We start from the raw sequence: 16,841 nt of genomic DNA, 5'->3' as shown, positions 1-16,841 counted from the left end.
GAAGCGTGACACAGGCTGACGGTCGAGCACAAGGGGCTGCGGGAAAAACTCCAACTTCCTTGCAACACAAGGGAGTTGGCCGGAGACGACAGATGCCGCCCGTCCCGGCGGCTGGCCGGGCGGACGGCATCTGTGGACATGACCGGCTGCCCGGTTACCGGGGAAGCGGCAGACCGAGGACACGGTCACGCAGTACGGGGAACTCGGCGCGCGTCTTCGCCACGAGCGCGGGATCGAGGTCGGCGACGAGCGTCTCCTCACCCGCCCCCGCCTCGGCCACGACCTCGCCCCAGGGATCGACCACGACACTGTGCCCCGCCTGCTCGACGCCCGCGTGGGTGCCCGCGGTGCAGCAGGCGAGGACGTACGCCTGCGACTCGACGGCCCGTGCGCGGGTCAGCAGCGACCAGTGCGCACGGCGTGCCGCGGGCCAGCCGGCGGTGACGAGCAGGAGTTCGGCACCGGCATCGGTCAACTGCCGGAACTGCTCGGGGAATCGGAGGTCGTAGCAGGTGGCAAGACCCGCCGGGGCCATGGGGATCCCGGCGGTGACGATCTCGTCGCCCGGCGCCATGAGCGCCGCCTCGCCGCTGTCGAAGCCGAAGCGGTGGATCTTCCGGTACGTGCGGTGGAGCCGGCCGTCGGGCGCGAACAGCAGGGAGGTGTTGAACAGGACGTCCCCGGGCCCGAGTTCGACGATCGACCCCGCGTGCAACCACACCCGCGCGGCCGCGGCGGCCTCGCTCATCGCCCGGACCGTCGGCCCGGCCGGCGGCTCGGCGTGCGCACGGAACGCGTCGAAGGCGAACGCGCCGCACGTCCAGAGTTCCGGCAGCAGCACCAGATCGGCGCCGCGCTGTTCCCGCACGAGCGCGGCCACGCGGGCGCGCCGCTCACCGGCCGGCTCGTCCGGTCGTACGGCGATCTGGAGGAGGGCCGCGCGCATGGTGAATCCCTTCTGGCAGGTGGGAGTTGGGGTGGGGTCAGCGCAGGTGGGAGGCGCCGTTGACGTCGAGGACGGCGCCGCTGCACCACTCGGCCCCGGCGGAGCTGAGCCAGGCCACGGCGGCCGCGACGTCGGAGGGCACGGCGATCCGGCGCAGCGGACTCTGCCGCAGTACCTCCGCACCGGCCTCCCCGACGAGCATGGGCTCGGTGAGGTCGGTCCGTACGAATCCGGGCGCCACGGCACTCACGGCGATACCGTCGGGCCCCAGCGACTGGGCGAGCGACTGCGTCAGCGCGTGCAGGGCGGCCTTGGTCGCGCCGTAGGCGGGGGCGTTCGGCTCGCCTCGGTACGCGCCGCGCGAGCCGACGTTGATGATGCGGGCGCCCTGCGGCCCCTGGAGCCGGTGCCTGAGATGGTCGACCAGGCACCAGATCAGGTCGGCGGGCCCGAACAGGTTCACCTCGACGAGCCGCCGCCAGTCCCGCTGCCAGTCCTCGTACGAGGTGGTGGCGACGGGCTGTTCGGTGTACACACCGGCGTTGTTGACGAGCACGTCCACCGTGCCGAGCCGCTCGACCGCGGAGTCGATGATCTCCTGGGCCGCGCCCGGGCTCCCCAGGTCCCCGGTGACCAGGACATGGCCGGTGCCGGGCAGGCCGTCCAGTACGGCCTCGGCGGCGGTGGTGTCCGTACGGCAGTGCACGGCCACCCGGTGCCCGGCGACGGCGAGTTCGGTCGCGATCGCGGCGCCGATTCCCCGGGAACCGCCGGTGACGAGCGCGCAGCGTCGAGTCATGGACTGAGCCCATTCGTGAGAGGGAGTGAACCCGGACGGTGCTCCGGGAGGAGCGGACGAAAGTCCGGGGCGAGGTCGGGAACGTGGTTCGACGCCGACTTGGGCACGGCGTCGAGGAGGAGCCCCCACAGGCGTTCCAGCTGGGCCCGTACCTCACCGCCGGGCTGTCCTGCGCGCAGGGCCGCCTCGGCGCCGGCGGTCAAGTAGACGGCCATCAGCTCCAGTTCGCCGGGCCGCGGCCATGCGCCCGGGGCCGCCGTCCGGTGGAGCAGCGGCACGAGATCCCGCAGGGCGGCCCGCCACACGCCGTGCCACTGGGCGGACGGCATCCGCTCCTGGCTGAGCCGGGCCGCCGCACGGACGACGACCTCGCACTCCAGCAGGTCGGCGACCACGAGGGTCAGCTCCGCCACCGACCGGACGGTGGGCGCCGGTCCAGGGCCGGGCAGCGCCGCGCGAGTGACCGCCTCGGCCTCCCGGCAGACGGCGGACGCGAGGTCGGCCTTGGTGGGGAAGTGGAAGGTGAGCGCGCCCATCGTCACACCACAGGCGCCGTGGACGGCGGACAGGGAGGTTCCGGAGTACCCGTGCCGGTCGAACTCGATGGCAGCCGCCGCGATCAGAGCCTGGCGGGTGCGTTGTGCCCGCGTCTGCTTCACCATGGACTTGACCTCGTTATCGACGGACCGGTGCCGCGAACCTACTGCCGCGGACGGCCGCCGATAACTTGCAGGAGCAACTCCAGGACAACTTGGGCAAGTCGAGGGGTGGGGGGTGCCCTCCGGCGGAGGGCGACCCCACCCACCCGGAGGGGACTCAGGAGGTGATGTCCTCCGTCTGCTCACTTCTGGTGAAGCGCAGCGTCGCGATCACCTCGGCCGGCGCGAGGGCCGGCAACAGACATCGCAGCATCATCTCTATGCGCTCGGGCAGATCGGCCCGTCCGCTGGAGAGTCGCGCCATGATCTGCGTACCCGTGTACGCGGCCACGATCACCTGTGCGAACGCCGCCAGGTCCAAGTGCGGATGCAGCTGACCGAGTTCCCGCGCCTCAGCGAGGTGTTCGCGGAACTGCTCGGACCACCAGTCGTAGATCGAGTAGTCGAGGAGCCCGACCTCGTTCTGCTCGACCGCGAGCCGGACCCCCGCCCGGAACAGGACGTTGCGCCGCATCTCCACGGCCAGGTAGCCGCACATGTCCAGCAGTTGCTGCAGACCGTGCTCGCCCTTGGGCCACTGGAGCTCGGCGGCCTGTTCCACGATGACCGCTCTGGCCAGTTCCTCCTTCGACTTGAAGTGGAAGTACATGGCTCCGGTGGTGATTCCGGCCCTTTGCAGAATCGCGTTGAGGCCTGCTCCGTGGTATCCGGCCTGGTCGAACACCTCCGCCGCCGAGCGGATGAGCGCGGCTCGTGTCTTGTTCGCGCGCTCCTGCCGTTGTCGTGCCATCGGCGGACTCTCCTTGCACCTAGACAAACAAAAAGAACGACCTCTATTTTATTCACGTCGACGTCCCCCTGTCACTGGGGGCGCCTTCGATCGGTCTGCGCGTGCCCGTAAATCAGCGCCTCATCAGGGGGAACCGCCATGTCGTACAGCCTTGCCCAAAACCGTGTCGAAGCCGGTTTCGAGCTGGTCGAGCCCACCTTCACGCACAAGACGAACCAGGACGAAGTGCTCCTGCGCAGCTGGCGGCGGTCCGCGCCCGATGCCTTCGCCGTCACCGCCGAGTGGCCCGCGACACATCCGTTCTACCGCATCCACCTCGGCCTGCACGACCCGCTCCTGCTCAGCGAAACCGTCCGGCAGGCCCTGCCGCTGCTGTCCCACCGCGCCTACCGGGTGCCGCTCGGCCACCAGCTGCTGTGGAAGGACTTCAGCTGGGTCGTCGACCCCGAGGCCATGCACGCCGACGGCGGTCCGGTCGAGCTGGACCTGCGCATCAGCTGCCACGACGTGAAGTACCGCCGCGACCGCGCCGCCGCGATATCCATGACGGTCGACGTCGAACGCGCGGGCCGCCCCATGGCCACCGCCCGTTCGAGCTTCTCCATACAGGACCGTGCGATATACGAGCGGCTGCGTGGCGGCTACGCCGACGCGGCCGCCGCCACCGCCCGTGCCGTACCCCTGCCGCCCCCGGCCGGGGTGGAGGCCTTCGGCCGCGACCGCTTCGAGGACGTGGTGCTGGCCGCCACCGACCGGCCCGACCGCTGGCAGCTGCGGGTGGACACGACACATCCCGTCCTCTTCGATCACGTCGTCGACCACACCCCGGGCATGCTGCTCCTGGAGGCCGCCCGCCAGGCGGCCCTGGCCGCGGCCCATCCCCGGCGGACGGCCGTGACCGGCATGGACTCCGTCTTCGTCAAGTACGCCGAACTGGACGCGCCCTGCTGGCTGGAGACCGAGCGCAGCGTGGACGGCGACCAGGTCAGGGTCGTCGCGCGGCAGCACGACAGGGAGATCTTCTCCAGCACCGTCACCCTGTCCGCCACCCCGGCCACGGCCTCCGCACCCGCAACCTCCGCGCCCGTGGCCGTCTGACATGCGCCGCCACCGCCGACCCGTCGCCCGCCGCCCCCGCTCATCACGACCGGGACACATCGGCCGGACCGGCGGTGGCAGGCTCGCGCCGCACCTCGGACGGCCCGCCCGCGCCGACCGTGCCGGCCGCCTCACGCAGTGCGTCCACCAGGCCGCGCAGCGCGGGCTGCTCCGGTGCGGTGCGGCGGGCCGCGGCGGAGATGACGCGCACCGGCTCGGGATTGCGGACCTCGCGCACGACCACGCCCGGGTGCGGGGTACGCAGCCCCAGCCTCGGCATCAGACCGATGCCGAGGCCGGCCGCCACGAAGCCCTGCGCGGTCGCGTAGTCCTCGGTCTGGATGACGAAGTCGGGGCTGAAGCCCGCCGCCGCACAGGAGTCGAGCACCGGTTCGAGACAGGGGCCCGGCGGCTCGCTGCCCACCCACTGTTCGCCGGCCAGCTCGTTCAGATTGATCACCTGCCGCTCGGCGAGCGGGTGGTCGGCGGGCAGTACCGCGGCGTACGGGTCGTCCAGGAGATGGACGAGACGGATGGAGCCGTCGCCGGTCCTGTCCCGGGCCTGTACGACCACGGCCAGGTCGGCCCGCCCCTTGACCACCTCGTGGAACGGGTCCTCGGGGTCGGCGAGTTCGAGGTCGATCCGTACGCCGGGGTGTTCGAGCCGGAGCCGGGCCAGCGCGGGCGCGACCAGCGTGGAGCCCGCCGTGGCGAAGTAGCGGACCGAGAGGCGGCCGGTCCGCCCGGCCCGCAGATCGGCCAGGGCCGTCTCCGCCTGGGAGACGGCCGCGCTGATCAGACCCGCGTGCTCGGTGAGCAGCAGACCCGCGGCGGTGGGCCTGACCCCCCGGCCGACCCGCTCCAGGAGCGCCGTACCCGCCTGTTTCTCCAGAGCCGCCACCTGCTGGCTGACGGCGGAAGGGGTGTAACCGAGATGGGCCGCGGCAGCCGTCACCGTGCCGCTGGTGACCACCGCGCGCAGGACCTGGAGGCGCCTCACATCAAGCATGCAGCACAGCTTAACAAAAGGTGTAGAACCATTTGCTTGTCCTCAAAGCTTGGCTGGGGCACCTTCATAGCAGGGACGCCGGACCGAGCCAGCCACGGACCAGACACAGATACGGAGACACCATCGTGAACAGTGGCAGCATGCAGAGTCTGAGGGGTGCGGCACGAGTGGCCGTGCTCGCCCTGCTGTGGGGATCGACCTTCCTCTGGATCGAACTGGCGCTACGGGGGCTGTCCCCGCTCCAGGTCACACTCGCCCGCTGTGTGCTGGGGGCGGTCGTGCTCACCGGCGCGCTCTACGCCACCGGGCGGCGCCTGCCGACCGGCCGCACGGTCTGGCGGCACATCGTCATCGCCGCCTTCTTCTGCAACGCCCTGCCGTTCGCCCTCTTCAGCATCGGCCAGCAGACCGTCGACTCGGGCCTGGCCGGCGTACTGAACGCGACGACCCCGTTCTTCTCCCTCGCCCTCGGGCTCGCCCTGGGCACCGAGCGCGGTCTGCGCCCGGTCCGGCTGGCCGGGCTGGTGCTCGGCTTCGGCGGGGTCGTGGTCATCTTCGCGCCCTGGGAGCGGTCGGGCTCGCTCGGCTGGGGCGCCCTCGCGATCCTCGGCGCCGCGGCCAGCTACGCCGTCGCCTTCGTCTACATGGGCCGCAACCTGGTCGGCCGGGGCATCCCGACCCTCTCCCTCTCCGCCGCCCAGCTGATCGCGGCGACCGGGCTGAGCGCCATGGCCGTGCCGGTCGGCGGCCTGGACGCGATCCACCTCAGCCCGACGGCCCTGGTCGCGGTCCTGGTCCTCGGGGTCTGCAGCACCGGCGTCACCTTCCACCTCACCTACCGGATCATCGCGTCCGAGGGCGCCACCCAGGCCGCCGTGGTCGGCTACCTGCTCCCGGTGGTCTCCGTGGCGCTCGGCGCGGTCTTCCTGGGTGAGAGCGTCGGCCTCCGGGTCGCGGCCGGCATGGTCGTCGTCCTCGTCGGCGTCGGCCTGACCCGCCGCAAGGGCGCATCGAAGCCGGCGCCGGCCGTTGCGGAGCCCGGATCCGCACCCGCCGTGATGGCACCGGCACGATGACCCCTCCCGCTCCCGACCCACAACCCGGGCTCCCCGAGCCCGGGTTGTGGGCTGCGTACCGCGAACTGGCGGCCAAGACCGTCCGTACGGACCTCACCCACGCCTTCCACCCCGGCCAGCCGCACTTCGCCGGCTTCCCCGACGAAGGCCGCGAGACCCTCTTCGACACCGGACGCGGCGACGGATTCACCGTGCACCGCCACACGTTGGTGGGCCAGTGGGGTACCCATGTCGACCCGCCCTCGCACTTCGTGGCCGGCGGGCGCACCCTGGACCTGATTCCGGTGGAGGAGATGATCCTCCCGCTGGTGGTCCTCGACATCACGGGGCGGGTCGAGGCCGACCCGGACGCCGTGCCCACCCTCGACGACGTGCGGGGCTGGGAGCGCCGCAACGGCCGGGTACCGGCAGGGTCGTTCGTCGCGCTGCGCACCGGGTGGAGCCGGCGCTGGCCGGATCCGGTGGCGATGGCCAACCGCGACGAGGCGGGCATCAGCCGTACGCCGGGCTGGTCGCCGGACGTCCTGCGGTACCTGTTCGAGGACGCGGACGTCACCGCGATCGGCCACGAGCAGACCGACACGGACCCCGGCCCGGCCGGCTCCACGGGCGACCACAGCCTTGAGCTGTACGTCCTTCAGCGGGACCGCTGGCAGATCGAACTCCTGGCCAACCTGGACCGGGTCCCGGAGGCGGGCGCCCTGATCGTCGCGACCTGGCCGAAGCCGCAGGGCGGCTCGGGCTTCCCGGCAAGAGTGTTCGCCCTGCACCCGGTACCCGAAACGGCCGTGCGCGACTGAATCGGTCTCGTATGTACGGCAATCGCTCGGCCAGGCGCCGCACCGCACCGGCCTGCCCGAGCAGTCTCTTCCCGTCAGCCACCACCGACGACCGGCACTATTCTGCTGCCGGGGCGTCAGGTCACCCATTTCCACTGGACATCCGGGGCCAAAGAGGTGCCGGGCGATGATGCGGAGGGCGCCGCTCCATGAAACCCATGCGGGTGTTGCTGACCGGTGCGACCGGATTCGTCGGCCGGGCGGTGCTCCGTCTGCTGCTGCGCGAACGGGCGGACGGGCGTGCCGTCGAGGTGCGCGCGGTCGCCCGCTCCGTCCCGGCCGGCCGGCGGGAGTCGGCGGGTGTGGAGTGGATGCCCGCGGACCTGTCGGACCCCGCGTCGCTCGACGGAGCGGCGAGCGGCGCAGACGTCCTCGTCCACCTCGCCTGCCGCGTCGACGGCGGAGTGCCGGAGTGCGAGCGGACGAACATCGGTGGCACCCGGGCGGTCGTCGAGGAGGCCCGGCGTGCCGGGGTGAGGCACATCCTCCACCTGTCGACGGCGGCGGTGTACGGGCCCGGACCGCACCGCGGCATCCCCGTCGACGGGGTCCCGCCCGCGCCCGTGTCGGCGGCCAGCCGTTCCCGGCTGGCCGCCGAGCGGATCGCGCTCGACGCGGGCGCGGTCGTACTGCGGCCCGGTCTCGTCCTCGGTACCGGAGACCGCTGGGTCGTGCCCGCGCTCGGCGAACTGCTCCGGCGGGTGCCGTTCCGCTGGGACGGCGGTCGCGGGCGGGTCTCCGCGGTGGCCGTCGAGGACCTGGCCCGGCTCGTCACGGCCCTGGCCACGGCACCGGACACCGTGCCCTCCGGGGTCTTCCACGCCAGCCATCCGACGCCGGTGCACAACCGCGACCTCATGACGAGGCTCGCGGAGCTGGACGTACTGTCACCGGTCACCGGTGACTTGACCTGGGAACAGTGTCTGGCGCGGCTTCGGGAGGTGCCCGGCCGCATCAGCGAGAGGCAGTTCGCCCTGCTGGCGCGCGACCACTGGTACGAGAGCGAGGAGATCTGGCGGCTCGCGGGATGCGCTCCAGGTCCCGGTCCACTGGACCGGTTGACCGAGGCGGCCCCCTGGTACCGGGCGCACCTCGCGGCCGGATGAGCGTGGTCAGCCCGCGCCAGTAATCAGGCCCCGCTCTTCGGAATGGGCTGACACTTCGGGCAGAAGTAGGAGGAGCGGTTCATGAACGGGGCTCTTCTGATCCTCGTTCCACACCGGTTGCACGCCTGGTCAGAGCGCCCGTATACGTCCAATTCCCTGCTGAAGTAGCCGGACTCCCCGTTCACGTTGACGTACAGGCTGTCGAAGCTGGTGCCGCCCACGTCGAGGGCCGCGGTCATCACATCCCGTGCGTGGCCCAGGAGTTCGGCGGTGCGCGGGCGGGTGAAGGTCGCGGTCGGGCGGTCGTAGTGGACGCGGGCCCGCCAAAGGGTCTCGTCCGCATAGATGTTGCCGACTCCGCTGATCAACGACTGGTCGAGCAGGGCCCGTTTGATGGTCGTGCGCTTGCGGCGCAGCGCCTGGTGGAACAACTCGTCGTCGAACAAGGGGTCCAGGGGGTCGCGCGCGATGTGCGCGATGACGTCCGGCAGCCCGTCCGGGGTGGTGTCGTGCAACGACAGCCCGCCGAAGGTGCGTTGGTCGACGAAACGGAGTTCGGTACCGAGGGTGTCGGCGAACCGGACCCGGATGCGCAGGTGCTTCTCGTCGGGGAACTCGTGCTGCTGGACGAGGAGTTGACCACTCATCCCGAGGTGGGCCACTACCGCCTGGTGGGTGTCCTCAAGCGGCAGCCACAGGTACTTGCCGCGGCGGCTCGGGGTGCCGATGCGATGCCCCTTGAGCCGGTGCGCGAAGTCGTCGGCGCCGGCGACATGACGTCGTACCGCACGCGGATGGAGCACCTCGGTGTCGGTGACGGTGCGCTGGGCGACCCACCGCTCCAGACCCCGCCGGACGACCTCGACCTCGGGCAACTCGGGCATTGGCATCCCCTGTTGGTCACGTGAACGATCCGAGCGCCCGCCCCACTCGGGGACGGGCGCTCGGATCTCGCTGTTCGGTCAGGCGGACGCCGACGACGGGTCGGCGCTCTCCTCGGCAGGCTGCTCAGCGGCCTCGGCGACGACCTCGACGGCCTGCTCGGCCGCCTCCTTCGCCTTCTTGGCACGCTCGTCCGCGTCGGCCCGGATGGACCGCCAGGCGGACTCGGCGGCCTGCTGCTCCGCCTCCTTCTTGCTGCGGCCGGTGCCGGTGCCGTACGAGACGCCTCCGACGCGGGCGGCAGCAGTGAAGGTCTTCTCGTGATCGGGGCCGGTCTCCGTGACCAGGTACTCGGGAACACCGAGTCCTTCGGTCGCGGTGAGCTCCTGGAGACTGGTCTTCCAGTCCAGGCCGGCACCGAGGTTCGAGGACTTCTCGATGAGCGGGTCGAACAGGCGGTGCACCAGTTCGGAGGCCGCGTCGAGGCCCTGGTCGAGATAGACCGCGCCGATCACCGCTTCAAGGGTGTCGGCGAGGATGGACGCCTTGTCCCGGCCGCCCGTGCCCTCTTCGCCCCGGCCGAGCCGGATGAAGGAGCCGAGTTCCAGACCGCGACCGACCTCCGCCAGCGCACGAGAGTTGACCACCGCGGCCCGCAGCTTGGCCAGTTGGCCTTCGGGCAGGTCAGGGTGGGTCGTGTACAGCGTGTCCGTGACGACGAGGCCGAGCACGGAGTCCCCGAGGAACTCCAGCCGCTCGTTCGTCGGCAGACCGCCGTTCTCGTACGCGTACGAACGGTGGGTCAGCGCGCGCACCAGAAGGGCGGACTCAAGGTGATACCCGAGCCGCCCTTCCAACAGCGTGTGGGACGAGGCCGTGTCCGCCTGCTTCTTGGCGACTGAGTCCGCCTTGACGTCAGACATGGAGCCTCTCACCAGCCGCTCAGACCTCTAGGACCTGGCGCTTGTTGTACGTGCCGCAAGACGGGCACGCGATGTGCTGCTGCTTGGGCTCGTGGCAGCGCTCGCACGCAACCAGAGGGGTGACCGCAGCCTTCCACTGCGACCGGCGGTGGCGCGTGTTGCTGCGCGACATCTTCCGCTTCGGAACAGCCACGGCTACTTCTCCTGCTTCTCGTTGGCGCGCGCCGGTCGGGGCGCTTCGCCACTGATCTCGTCCTTCTCGCCGTCTTCGAGTGAACCGGCGAGTCCCTGCAGTGCCGCCCAACGGATGTCGACGGCGTCATGGTGGTGGTCCGGGTCGTCCGCGAGCCGCACTCCACACTCGGAGCACAGGCCCGGACAGTCGTCCTGGCACACCGGCTGCATCGGCAGTGCGAGCACCACCGCATCACGCAGCACGGGTTCGAGGTCGAACAGGCCGTCCTCGATGAAGAGCCTGTCCTCGTCTTCCTCGGCGTCGTCGACCGGTTCCGCTTTCACACGGCCACGGTCGTCGGCGTCAGGGTACGAGAACATCTCCTGGAATTCCGCTTCGAGCGACAGCTCAAGCGGCTCCAGACACCTTACGCACTCCCCCTTGGCCTGTGCACGGGCGGTGCCTGTGACAAGCACCCCTTCCATGACGGACTCAAGGCGGAGGTCGAGCTTCACCGGGGCGCCTTCCGGCACTCCGATGACTCCCTGGATCCCGAGATCCTTGGGAGCGTCGATCGAACGGGTCAGGCGCTGCAGCGCACCAGGACGCCGCCCCAGCTCGTGAGTGTCGAACACGAGAGGGTTGCGGTGGTCGAGGCGGGCGTTCAGAGCCATTCCTGTCTTTCGGTCTGCTGAGCTCAAGGAGCGCTGCCCTTCGGTGCTTCCGGGCAGCGTGGATCGCGGACGTACACGCGACCGAAGAGCCAGGATACTGGACCTTTCGCTCACGGCCCAATCCGGTGGTCCCTTACAGGCCTCGGCCCTGCTCGTACGCCCGCAGCTGCTCGGCGCTGATCATGCCGGTGTCGAAGAGGCTGGTCTCGTCGAGGGCGTAGCCCTGCTGTCCCTGTGGGTCCAGCTGCTGGGCCTGCTGCATCTGGTTCGGGTCGTACACGGGCTGCTGGCCGGTGTCGTAGCCCTGATAGGCGTACGGGTCGGCCTGCTGGTAGCCGTAGGGGTCCTGCTGCTGGGGCTGGGCGTACTGCTGCTGATAGCCGTACTGGTCCTGCTGCTGGCCCGGCTGCTGGTAGTCGTAGGCCGCCTGCGGGGCGTAGTCCTGCTGCTCGGGCTGGACCGGGGTGTTCGAGACCGGGGTGTCCGTGACGGTCGCGAGGTCGGCGAGGTAGTCGGCGTCGCTGGTGTGCTGGACCTGGCTGCCGTCGGCGTCGAAGGCGAGGGCGCCGAGGTCGTCGCTGGCGATCCGGCCGTGCAGCTTCTGCCGGCCCTTGCCCACGGCCTCCAGGGTCTTGGCGAGGACCGCCTCGAAGGCGCCGAGCTTGACGTCCACGTACGCGTCGGCGTCACGGCGCAGGGTCTCCGGATCGTGGCTGCGCTCGGGGGCGTCCTCGTCCTCGTAGCCCTGGTCGTCGATGCCGGGACCCGTCCCGAGCAGCTTCTCGCGGCCCCGCCCCACCGACCCGAGGGTCTTGGTGAGGACGACCTCGAAGTTGGCGAGCTTGGAGTCGACGTAGTCGTCGGCCTCCGCGCGGACCTCCTCGGCCTCCTGGCGGGCCTCGGCGAGGATGCGGTCCGCCTCGTTCTGCGAGCGGCGGGCGACCTCGGTGTCGGAGATCAGCGAGCCGCGCTCGGCGTGCGCGGTCTGGATGATCCGCTCGGCCTCCTGGCGGGCCTGCTCGACCATCTCGTGCCGGCCGCCGATCAGCTCCTGCGCCTCGGCCAGCGAGTCGGGCAGCGCCGCGCGCACCTCTTCGAGCAGCGCGAGCAGCTCGGCGCGGTTGACCACGCAGGAGGCCGACATGGGCATGGACCGGGCGCTGGAGACCGAGGCGACGATCTCGTCGAGCTTCTTCTGCACGTCCACCGTGTGCTCGCCACTCTCTACCGACGTGTTGGAGACGGACGGGTCGACTGTACGACCACTCCTGTCCCGCCCGACACCGGGTGACGCACAGTCAGTCCCTCAGGCCTTGCCGATCCGGCCCTTGAGCGCGTCCAGGACCACCGGCGGCACCAGGTGGGAGATGTCGCCGCCCCAGGTCGCGACCTCCTTGACCAGCGAGGACGAGAGGAAGCTGTACGTGGGGCTGGTCGGGATGAACAGGGTTTCGACGCCCGAGAGTCCGTTGTTCATCTGGGCCATCTGCAACTCGTAGTCGAAGTCGCTGACCGCGCGCAGGCCCTTGACGATGGCCGGGATGTCGCGCTGCTTGCAGTAGTCGACGAGGAGGCCGTGGTAGGCCTCGACCTGCACGTTGCCGAACTCGGCGGTGACCTCGCGGATCAGTTCGATCCGCTCGTCGACGGTGAACAGGCCCTTCTTCGACTGGTTGATCATCACGACGACGTGCACGACGTCGTACAGCCGGGAAGCACGGGCGATGATGTCGAGGTGGCCATTGGTGATGGGGTCGAAGGACCCCGGACAAACAGCGCGGCGCACTTGATTTCCCTCGCTCTCCGGTCCGGTCATCGTGCGTCTTCGCACGTAGAGGCGGCGCGACCGTACCAAAAGGTCCCCTCGCCGTAGCGACGGGCCCGGATCCCCTCGAAACCGTCCGGCCACCCGAATTCGCCGCCTCTGGTGCTGCGCTCCACGGTGACGAGAGCGTCCGGCGCGAGCCAGCCCCCCGACCGGAGTGTGAGGAGAATCTCCCGAAGATCGTGATCTGGGACAACATACGGAGGATCGAGAAAGACGATGTCGTACGGCTCTGCCGACGCCGGCGTCTGAACGACCTGTTCGGCCTTGCCCGCCCGGACCTCGGCGCCGGGGAGGCCGACGTTCTTGACGTTCTCCCTGATGACCCGGGCGGCCTTGGCGTCGGCCTCGACGAGGAGGGTGTGGCTCGCGCCGCGGGAGAGGGCTTCGAGGCCTACGGCGCCTGAGCCGGCGTAGAGGTCGAGGACCCGTTCGCCGTTCAAGGGGGCGCCCAGGAGGGACTGCCAGGTGGAGAAGAGGCCCTCGCGTGCGCGGTCGGAGGTGGGGCGGGTGCCGGTGCCTGGCGGCACGGCGAGTCGACGTCCGCCGGCTTCGCCGGCGATCACGCGGGTCATGTTCGGTCCTTGCTTGTGGGCGTCTTCAGGTATCAGTGTGGCTGGTCGCGCAGTTCCCCGCGCCCCTGGGTAAGACAGCCTCAGCCCTTTTCCAAGTACTGCTCCCTTTCCTCGTCCAGGAGGGCGTCCAAAGCCGTACGGAGGCCAGGCAGCCCCGTCAGCTCGGGATCGGCCTCCACCACCTTCGCCGCCTCCTCCCTCGCCTCCGCGATGACCTCCTCGTCCTCGATGACCGACAACACCCGCAGGGACGTGCGGGCACCGGACTGGGCCTGACCCAGCACATCGCCCTCTCTCCGCTGTTCGAGGTCGATGCGGGAGAGTTCGAAGCCGTCGAGGGTGGACGCCACGGAGTTGAGGCGCTGGCGGGCCGGGCTGGCCTCGGGCATCTCGGAGACCAGGAGGCAGAGGCCGGCCGCCGAACCACGCCCCACCCGGCCGCGCAGCTGGTGGAGCTGGGAGACACCGAAGCGGTCCGCGTCCATGATCACCATCGCCGTGGCGTTGGGCACGTTGACGCCGACCTCGATGACCGTGGTGGCGACCAGGACGTCGGTGTCCCCGGCGGCGAAGCGGCGCATCACGGCGTCCTTGTCGTCGGGGTGCATACGGCCGTGCAGGACCTCGATCCTGAGGCCCTGGAGGGGGCCCTTGGCGAGCTGGGCGGCGATGTCGAGGACGGCGAGCGGGGGGCGCTTCTCGGCCTCGTCCTCGGCGGACTTCTTCTTGCCGGCCTTCTTCGGGTCGTCCTCCTCGTCGCCGATACGCGGGCAGACGACGTAGGCCTGATGGCCGTTGCCCACCTCCTCGCGCACGCGCTCCCAGGCGCGGGCCAGGAAGTGGGGTTTGTCGGCGGCGGGGACGACATGGCTGGCGATGGGTGAGCGGCCGGCGGGGAGCTGGTCGAGGACCGAGGTCTCCAGGTCGCCGAAGACCGTCATGGCGACCGTGCGCGGGATGGGGGTGGCGGTCATGACGAGGAGGTGCGGGGGCTGTTTGCCCTTGCCGCGCAGGGCGTCGCGCTGCTCGACACCGAAGCGGTGCTGTTCGTCGACCACGACCAGGCCCAGGTCGTGGAACTGCACCTTGTCCTCGATCAACGCGTGCGTGCCGATCACGATCCCGGCCTCGCCGGTGACGAGGTCGAGCAGTGCCTGCCGCCGCGCGGCCGTTCCCATCGACCCGGTGAGCAGCGTGACCTTGGTGGCCCGCTCGGCCCCGCCCAGCATCCCGCCCTCGGCCAGCTCCCCCATCATCTCGGTGATGGAACGGTGGTGCTGCTGCGCGAGCACTTCGGTGGGCGCGAGCATCGCGGCCTGCCCGCCCGCGTCGACGACGGCGAGCATGGCTCGGAGGGCCACCATGGTGTTGTGCGTCACCGTGAAGTTGTCGGTGACGTATGCGTGGCTGGGGTGCGCGACGCTGATGCACTGGACGGGCTTGCGTCCCACGTACTCAACGGCCCGGATTCCGCGGCGGAACGTGTTGTATTTCGGCCTGCTCCCTACGCGTTCGGCCTTGCGGGCCAACCTGAACGGAGCGTATTCGTCAGGCAGGGCCACGGAGACGTTGAAGGCCGCCTTCTTCGGCAGGACACGCGCTCGCCCGCCGAGTGAACGCACCAGCCAGGCAACGTCGTTGGCCAGTGCGAGCGAGGCAGAACAGAACGAGATGCTCAAGCCGTCCGAGTGGACGGTCCCGTCCGTATCCATCAGCCCTTGAAGCAGAGCCAGACGGTTCTTGATCGATGTGTTCTTGAACTCGTCGGGAACGAACTTGCCGTGCGATGTGACACCCCAGAGACTCAATCCGCGCAGGGTCTGGATCACAGGGTTGCGGACGCCTCCGGCCCGTTGGGCGAGTCGAATGGTGAAGTCGCAACGGGAGCCCTTCACCGGGATCACTTGGCACTCCGGGGCCACAGAGGCCTCCACGGCATCACGGATCTCGTCATCCATCGTGGAAAACCGCAGGTTGTGCCGGAATGAGCCGTCTCCCAGAAGGAGACCGAACAGGTAGGGATCGAGAGGCAGTCCACAGTCGCCTCCGAGATCGACCGGGGCAGCTGCCGGGAGATACCACTTCGAAGATCCATTCGCCTTGAACGTGTCCAGCCGGATCTCCCGAGTCGTCATGACTTTGGGAGCCTGTCCTCGGTGCCACCCGCAGCTCGTGTCGACGATCCAAAGGTGCTCGTCGTCGCACTCCACATGGCTTCCGTCGGAGAGGACCAAGCGCCAGACCTCACGCTCTCCCTGGGGGAAGACCCCGTCGATCAGCGCGATCTCCCCGTCCGGAACGACGACCTCGTCACCCACCTCCAGATCTCCCATGGGGCGGAACCCTGCAGGCGTGAGCACGAGCGAGTCGAGCGGCTGGGCCTTGCCCGATCCCACCTCCCCCTGCAGCAACCGATGCATCGGATGCTCGGTCGCCAGGTCGTCGAAGATCTCCTTGGAGACCTTCGACTGCCCGTCCGTGAGGGTGAACGGGAGGCGGTCGTCGAAGGCGGTGAGGAGGCCGTCGGGGGCAGGTTTGCGGGCTACCGCCGGGAGTTGGGCGTCGGTGTGGCGGCGGCGGGCCAGGGCCACCTGGAGAACGAAGGCCTCGTCCCACTTGAGGCGGTCCCGGGCGGCTGCGATGTCCGCCTTGGTGTGGGGGCAGTGGATCTTGAGGAGGGCTTCCGGGAGGGAGACCAGGCCGCGGCCCTCGCGGAGGGAGTCGGGGAGGGGGTCGACGGCCTCCTGGGCGCTGGGCAGGGCTGTCTGGAGCGCCTTGCCGATCTTCCAGGACTCCAGTTTGGCGGTGGCGGGGTAGATGGGGATCAGGGTGCCCGCCCAGGTCTCGACCGTCTCCTCGGCGTCGCCCTTCAGCAACTCGTACGCCGGGTGGGCGAGTTGCAGTCGGCGGTTGAAGACGGAGACCTTGCCGGCGAACATCGCGCGGGTGCCCGGCAGGAGTTCCTTGTGGGGTTTGTGAACTCCCGAGCCGAAGAAGACGAGTTGGAGCCGGCCGCTGCCGTCCGTGATCGTGACTTCGAGTCGCTGGCCCTTGCCCCGGGGGGCCTTGCTGGACGCGAAGGTGTGCAGCCGGGCGTCGGCGACCTGGGCGACCACGGTCACGTGCTCGTCCATCGGCAGGTCGGCGAGGTGCGTGAGCTGGCCGCGCTCCTCGTATCTGCGCGGGTAGTGGTGCAGGAGGTCGCCTACTGTGTGCAGGCCGAGATGCTCGGCCATCACCTTCGCGGTGGCGGGGCCGAGCACCTTTTTCAGTGGTTCTTCCAGTGCGGGCACGAGATCCATTGCACACCACGCCACTGACAATCCCGTATACGTCTCCCGAAACCCCTGGTCAGGCGGGTCGTTCGGGCCTAGGATGACGCGCTCCGGCCATCCCCCGCGGTCACCACCTCACAGGGACCGCCCGACCCTCGCGCCGTTCGCACCTTCCCCCACCTCGGCGCTG

General features: G+C 70.0%; 17 protein-coding genes. 4 read left to right on the top strand and 13 right to left on the bottom strand.

The annotated features are described in order from the left end of the window. Positions 1–154: 154 nt before the first annotated feature. From ACIBJH_RS14665 to ACIBJH_RS14650, 4 genes are all read right to left on the bottom strand, one after another. Complete coding sequence (locus tag ACIBJH_RS14665) at positions 155–946, bottom strand: carbon-nitrogen family hydrolase (protein ID WP_399117190.1); 792 nt, start codon at positions 944–946, stop codon at positions 155–157. 37 nt (positions 947–983) lie between these two features. After that, entirely contained in the window at positions 984–1,745 is a 762-nt protein-coding gene (locus tag ACIBJH_RS14660; RefSeq protein ID WP_399117189.1) for an SDR family NAD(P)-dependent oxidoreductase, read from the bottom strand. Further along, positions 1,742–2,407 (bottom strand): TetR family transcriptional regulator, encoded by a 666-nt coding sequence (locus tag ACIBJH_RS14655; RefSeq protein WP_399117188.1) that lies wholly within the window; start codon positions 2,405–2,407, stop codon positions 1,742–1,744. The genes ACIBJH_RS14660 and ACIBJH_RS14655 overlap by 4 nt, the downstream gene beginning before the upstream one ends. Positions 2,408–2,561: 154 nt before the next feature. Then, on the bottom strand, positions 2,562–3,194 hold the full coding sequence (locus tag ACIBJH_RS14650) for a ScbR family autoregulator-binding transcription factor (RefSeq protein WP_399117187.1): 633 nt from the start codon (positions 3,192–3,194) through the stop codon (positions 2,562–2,564). Positions 3,195–3,332: 138 nt separating this feature from the next. On the opposite strand from ACIBJH_RS14650, the gene ACIBJH_RS14645 reads away from it, so the two are divergent. Continuing rightward, positions 3,333–4,292 (top strand): ScbA/BarX family gamma-butyrolactone biosynthesis protein, encoded by a 960-nt coding sequence (locus ACIBJH_RS14645; RefSeq protein ID WP_399117185.1) that lies wholly within the window; start codon positions 3,333–3,335, stop codon positions 4,290–4,292. Between the two features lie 43 nt (positions 4,293–4,335). Here ACIBJH_RS14645 and ACIBJH_RS14640 read toward each other — a convergent pair whose 3' ends face one another. Further along, complete coding sequence (locus ACIBJH_RS14640; RefSeq protein WP_399117184.1) at positions 4,336–5,301, bottom strand: LysR family transcriptional regulator; 966 nt, start codon at positions 5,299–5,301, stop codon at positions 4,336–4,338. Between the two features lie 140 nt (positions 5,302–5,441). Here ACIBJH_RS14640 and ACIBJH_RS14635 point away from each other — a divergent pair, with 140 nt between their 5' ends. The 3 genes from ACIBJH_RS14635 to ACIBJH_RS14625 all read left to right on the top strand — a co-directional run bounded on the left by ACIBJH_RS14635 (position 5,442) and on the right by ACIBJH_RS14625 (position 8,322). Next, the gene (locus ACIBJH_RS14635) at positions 5,442–6,377 is read left to right on the top strand and encodes a DMT family transporter (protein WP_399117183.1); all 936 of its coding nucleotides are present in this window, start codon (positions 5,442–5,444) and stop codon (positions 6,375–6,377) included. Beyond that, positions 6,374–7,177 carry a cyclase family protein gene (locus ACIBJH_RS14630; RefSeq protein ID WP_399117182.1) on the top strand — a complete coding sequence of 268 codons (804 nt, stop codon included), beginning with the start codon at positions 6,374–6,376 and terminating at the stop codon, positions 7,175–7,177. The genes ACIBJH_RS14635 and ACIBJH_RS14630 overlap by 4 nt, the downstream gene beginning before the upstream one ends. Positions 7,178–7,365: 188 nt before the next feature. Then, positions 7,366–8,322 carry an NAD-dependent epimerase/dehydratase family protein gene (locus tag ACIBJH_RS14625; RefSeq protein ID WP_399117181.1) on the top strand — a complete coding sequence of 319 codons (957 nt, stop codon included), beginning with the start codon at positions 7,366–7,368 and terminating at the stop codon, positions 8,320–8,322. A gap of 23 nt (positions 8,323–8,345) precedes the next feature. On the opposite strand, the gene mutM is transcribed toward ACIBJH_RS14625, so the two are convergent. The 8 genes from mutM to ACIBJH_RS14585 all read right to left on the bottom strand — a co-directional run bounded on the left by mutM (position 8,346) and on the right by ACIBJH_RS14585 (position 16,678). After that, positions 8,346–9,206 carry a bifunctional DNA-formamidopyrimidine glycosylase/DNA-(apurinic or apyrimidinic site) lyase gene (gene mutM, locus ACIBJH_RS14620; RefSeq protein ID WP_399117180.1) on the bottom strand — a complete coding sequence of 287 codons (861 nt, stop codon included), beginning with the start codon at positions 9,204–9,206 and terminating at the stop codon, positions 8,346–8,348. 78 nt (positions 9,207–9,284) lie between these two features. Then, positions 9,285–10,127 (bottom strand): ribonuclease III, encoded by an 843-nt coding sequence (gene rnc, locus ACIBJH_RS14615; protein ID WP_399117179.1) that lies wholly within the window; start codon positions 10,125–10,127, stop codon positions 9,285–9,287. Positions 10,128–10,146: 19 nt separating this feature from the next. Continuing rightward, complete coding sequence (gene rpmF / locus ACIBJH_RS14610) at positions 10,147–10,320, bottom strand: 50S ribosomal protein L32 (RefSeq protein WP_015657589.1); 174 nt, start codon at positions 10,318–10,320, stop codon at positions 10,147–10,149. A gap of 2 nt (positions 10,321–10,322) precedes the next feature. Then, the gene (locus ACIBJH_RS14605) at positions 10,323–10,976 is read right to left on the bottom strand and encodes a YceD family protein (protein ID WP_381244577.1); all 654 of its coding nucleotides are present in this window, start codon (positions 10,974–10,976) and stop codon (positions 10,323–10,325) included. Between the two features lie 133 nt (positions 10,977–11,109). Then, positions 11,110–12,183 (bottom strand): ATP synthase F0 subunit B, encoded by a 1,074-nt coding sequence (locus ACIBJH_RS14600; protein WP_399117178.1) that lies wholly within the window; start codon positions 12,181–12,183, stop codon positions 11,110–11,112. 99 nt (positions 12,184–12,282) lie between these two features. After that, a complete protein-coding gene (gene coaD, locus ACIBJH_RS14595) occupies positions 12,283–12,762 on the bottom strand; it encodes a pantetheine-phosphate adenylyltransferase (protein ID WP_019068740.1) in 480 nt (159 codons plus the stop codon). Between the two features lie 26 nt (positions 12,763–12,788). Next, the gene (gene rsmD, locus ACIBJH_RS14590) at positions 12,789–13,376 is read right to left on the bottom strand and encodes a 16S rRNA (guanine(966)-N(2))-methyltransferase RsmD (protein ID WP_399117177.1); all 588 of its coding nucleotides are present in this window, start codon (positions 13,374–13,376) and stop codon (positions 12,789–12,791) included. Between the two features lie 80 nt (positions 13,377–13,456). Next, complete coding sequence (locus tag ACIBJH_RS14585) at positions 13,457–16,678, bottom strand: helicase-related protein (RefSeq protein WP_399117176.1); 3,222 nt, start codon at positions 16,676–16,678, stop codon at positions 13,457–13,459. Between the last annotated feature and the right edge of the window lie 163 nt (positions 16,679–16,841).

This window comes from Streptomyces sp. NPDC050548 (genome assembly GCF_044457385.1).
GTDB lineage: Bacteria > Actinomycetota > Actinomycetes > Streptomycetales > Streptomycetaceae > Streptomyces.
The sequence above is the reverse complement of the archived record's forward strand: the minus strand, read 5'-3'. Positions and strand labels throughout refer to the sequence as shown.

Bases quoted from the DNA above. Each gene is read 5' to 3' on its own strand.
- ACIBJH_RS14665 (WP_399117190.1), bottom strand. From the start codon at position 946: ATGCGCGCGGCCCTCCTCCAGATCGCCGTACGACCGGACGAGCCGGCC.
- ACIBJH_RS14660 (WP_399117189.1), bottom strand. From the start codon at position 1,745: ATGACTCGACGCTGCGCGCTCGTCACCGGCGGTTCCCGGGGAATCGGC.
- ACIBJH_RS14655 (WP_399117188.1), bottom strand. From the start codon at position 2,407: ATGGTGAAGCAGACGCGGGCACAACGCACCCGCCAGGCTCTGATCGCG.
- ACIBJH_RS14650 (WP_399117187.1), bottom strand. From the start codon at position 3,194: ATGGCACGACAACGGCAGGAGCGCGCGAACAAGACACGAGCCGCGCTC.
- ACIBJH_RS14645 (WP_399117185.1), top strand. From the start codon at position 3,333: ATGTCGTACAGCCTTGCCCAAAACCGTGTCGAAGCCGGTTTCGAGCTG.
- ACIBJH_RS14640 (WP_399117184.1), bottom strand. From the start codon at position 5,301: ATGCTTGATGTGAGGCGCCTCCAGGTCCTGCGCGCGGTGGTCACCAGC.
- ACIBJH_RS14635 (WP_399117183.1), top strand. From the start codon at position 5,442: ATGCAGAGTCTGAGGGGTGCGGCACGAGTGGCCGTGCTCGCCCTGCTG.
- ACIBJH_RS14630 (WP_399117182.1), top strand. From the start codon at position 6,374: ATGACCCCTCCCGCTCCCGACCCACAACCCGGGCTCCCCGAGCCCGGG.
- ACIBJH_RS14625 (WP_399117181.1), top strand. From the start codon at position 7,366: ATGAAACCCATGCGGGTGTTGCTGACCGGTGCGACCGGATTCGTCGGC.
- mutM (WP_399117180.1), bottom strand. From the start codon at position 9,206: ATGCCCGAGTTGCCCGAGGTCGAGGTCGTCCGGCGGGGTCTGGAGCGG.
- rnc (WP_399117179.1), bottom strand. From the start codon at position 10,127: ATGTCTGACGTCAAGGCGGACTCAGTCGCCAAGAAGCAGGCGGACACG.
- ACIBJH_RS14605 (WP_381244577.1), bottom strand. From the start codon at position 10,976: ATGGCTCTGAACGCCCGCCTCGACCACCGCAACCCTCTCGTGTTCGAC.
- rsmD (WP_399117177.1), bottom strand. From the start codon at position 13,376: ATGACCCGCGTGATCGCCGGCGAAGCCGGCGGACGTCGACTCGCCGTG.
- ACIBJH_RS14585 (WP_399117176.1), bottom strand. From the start codon at position 16,678: ATGGATCTCGTGCCCGCACTGGAAGAACCACTGAAAAAGGTGCTCGGC.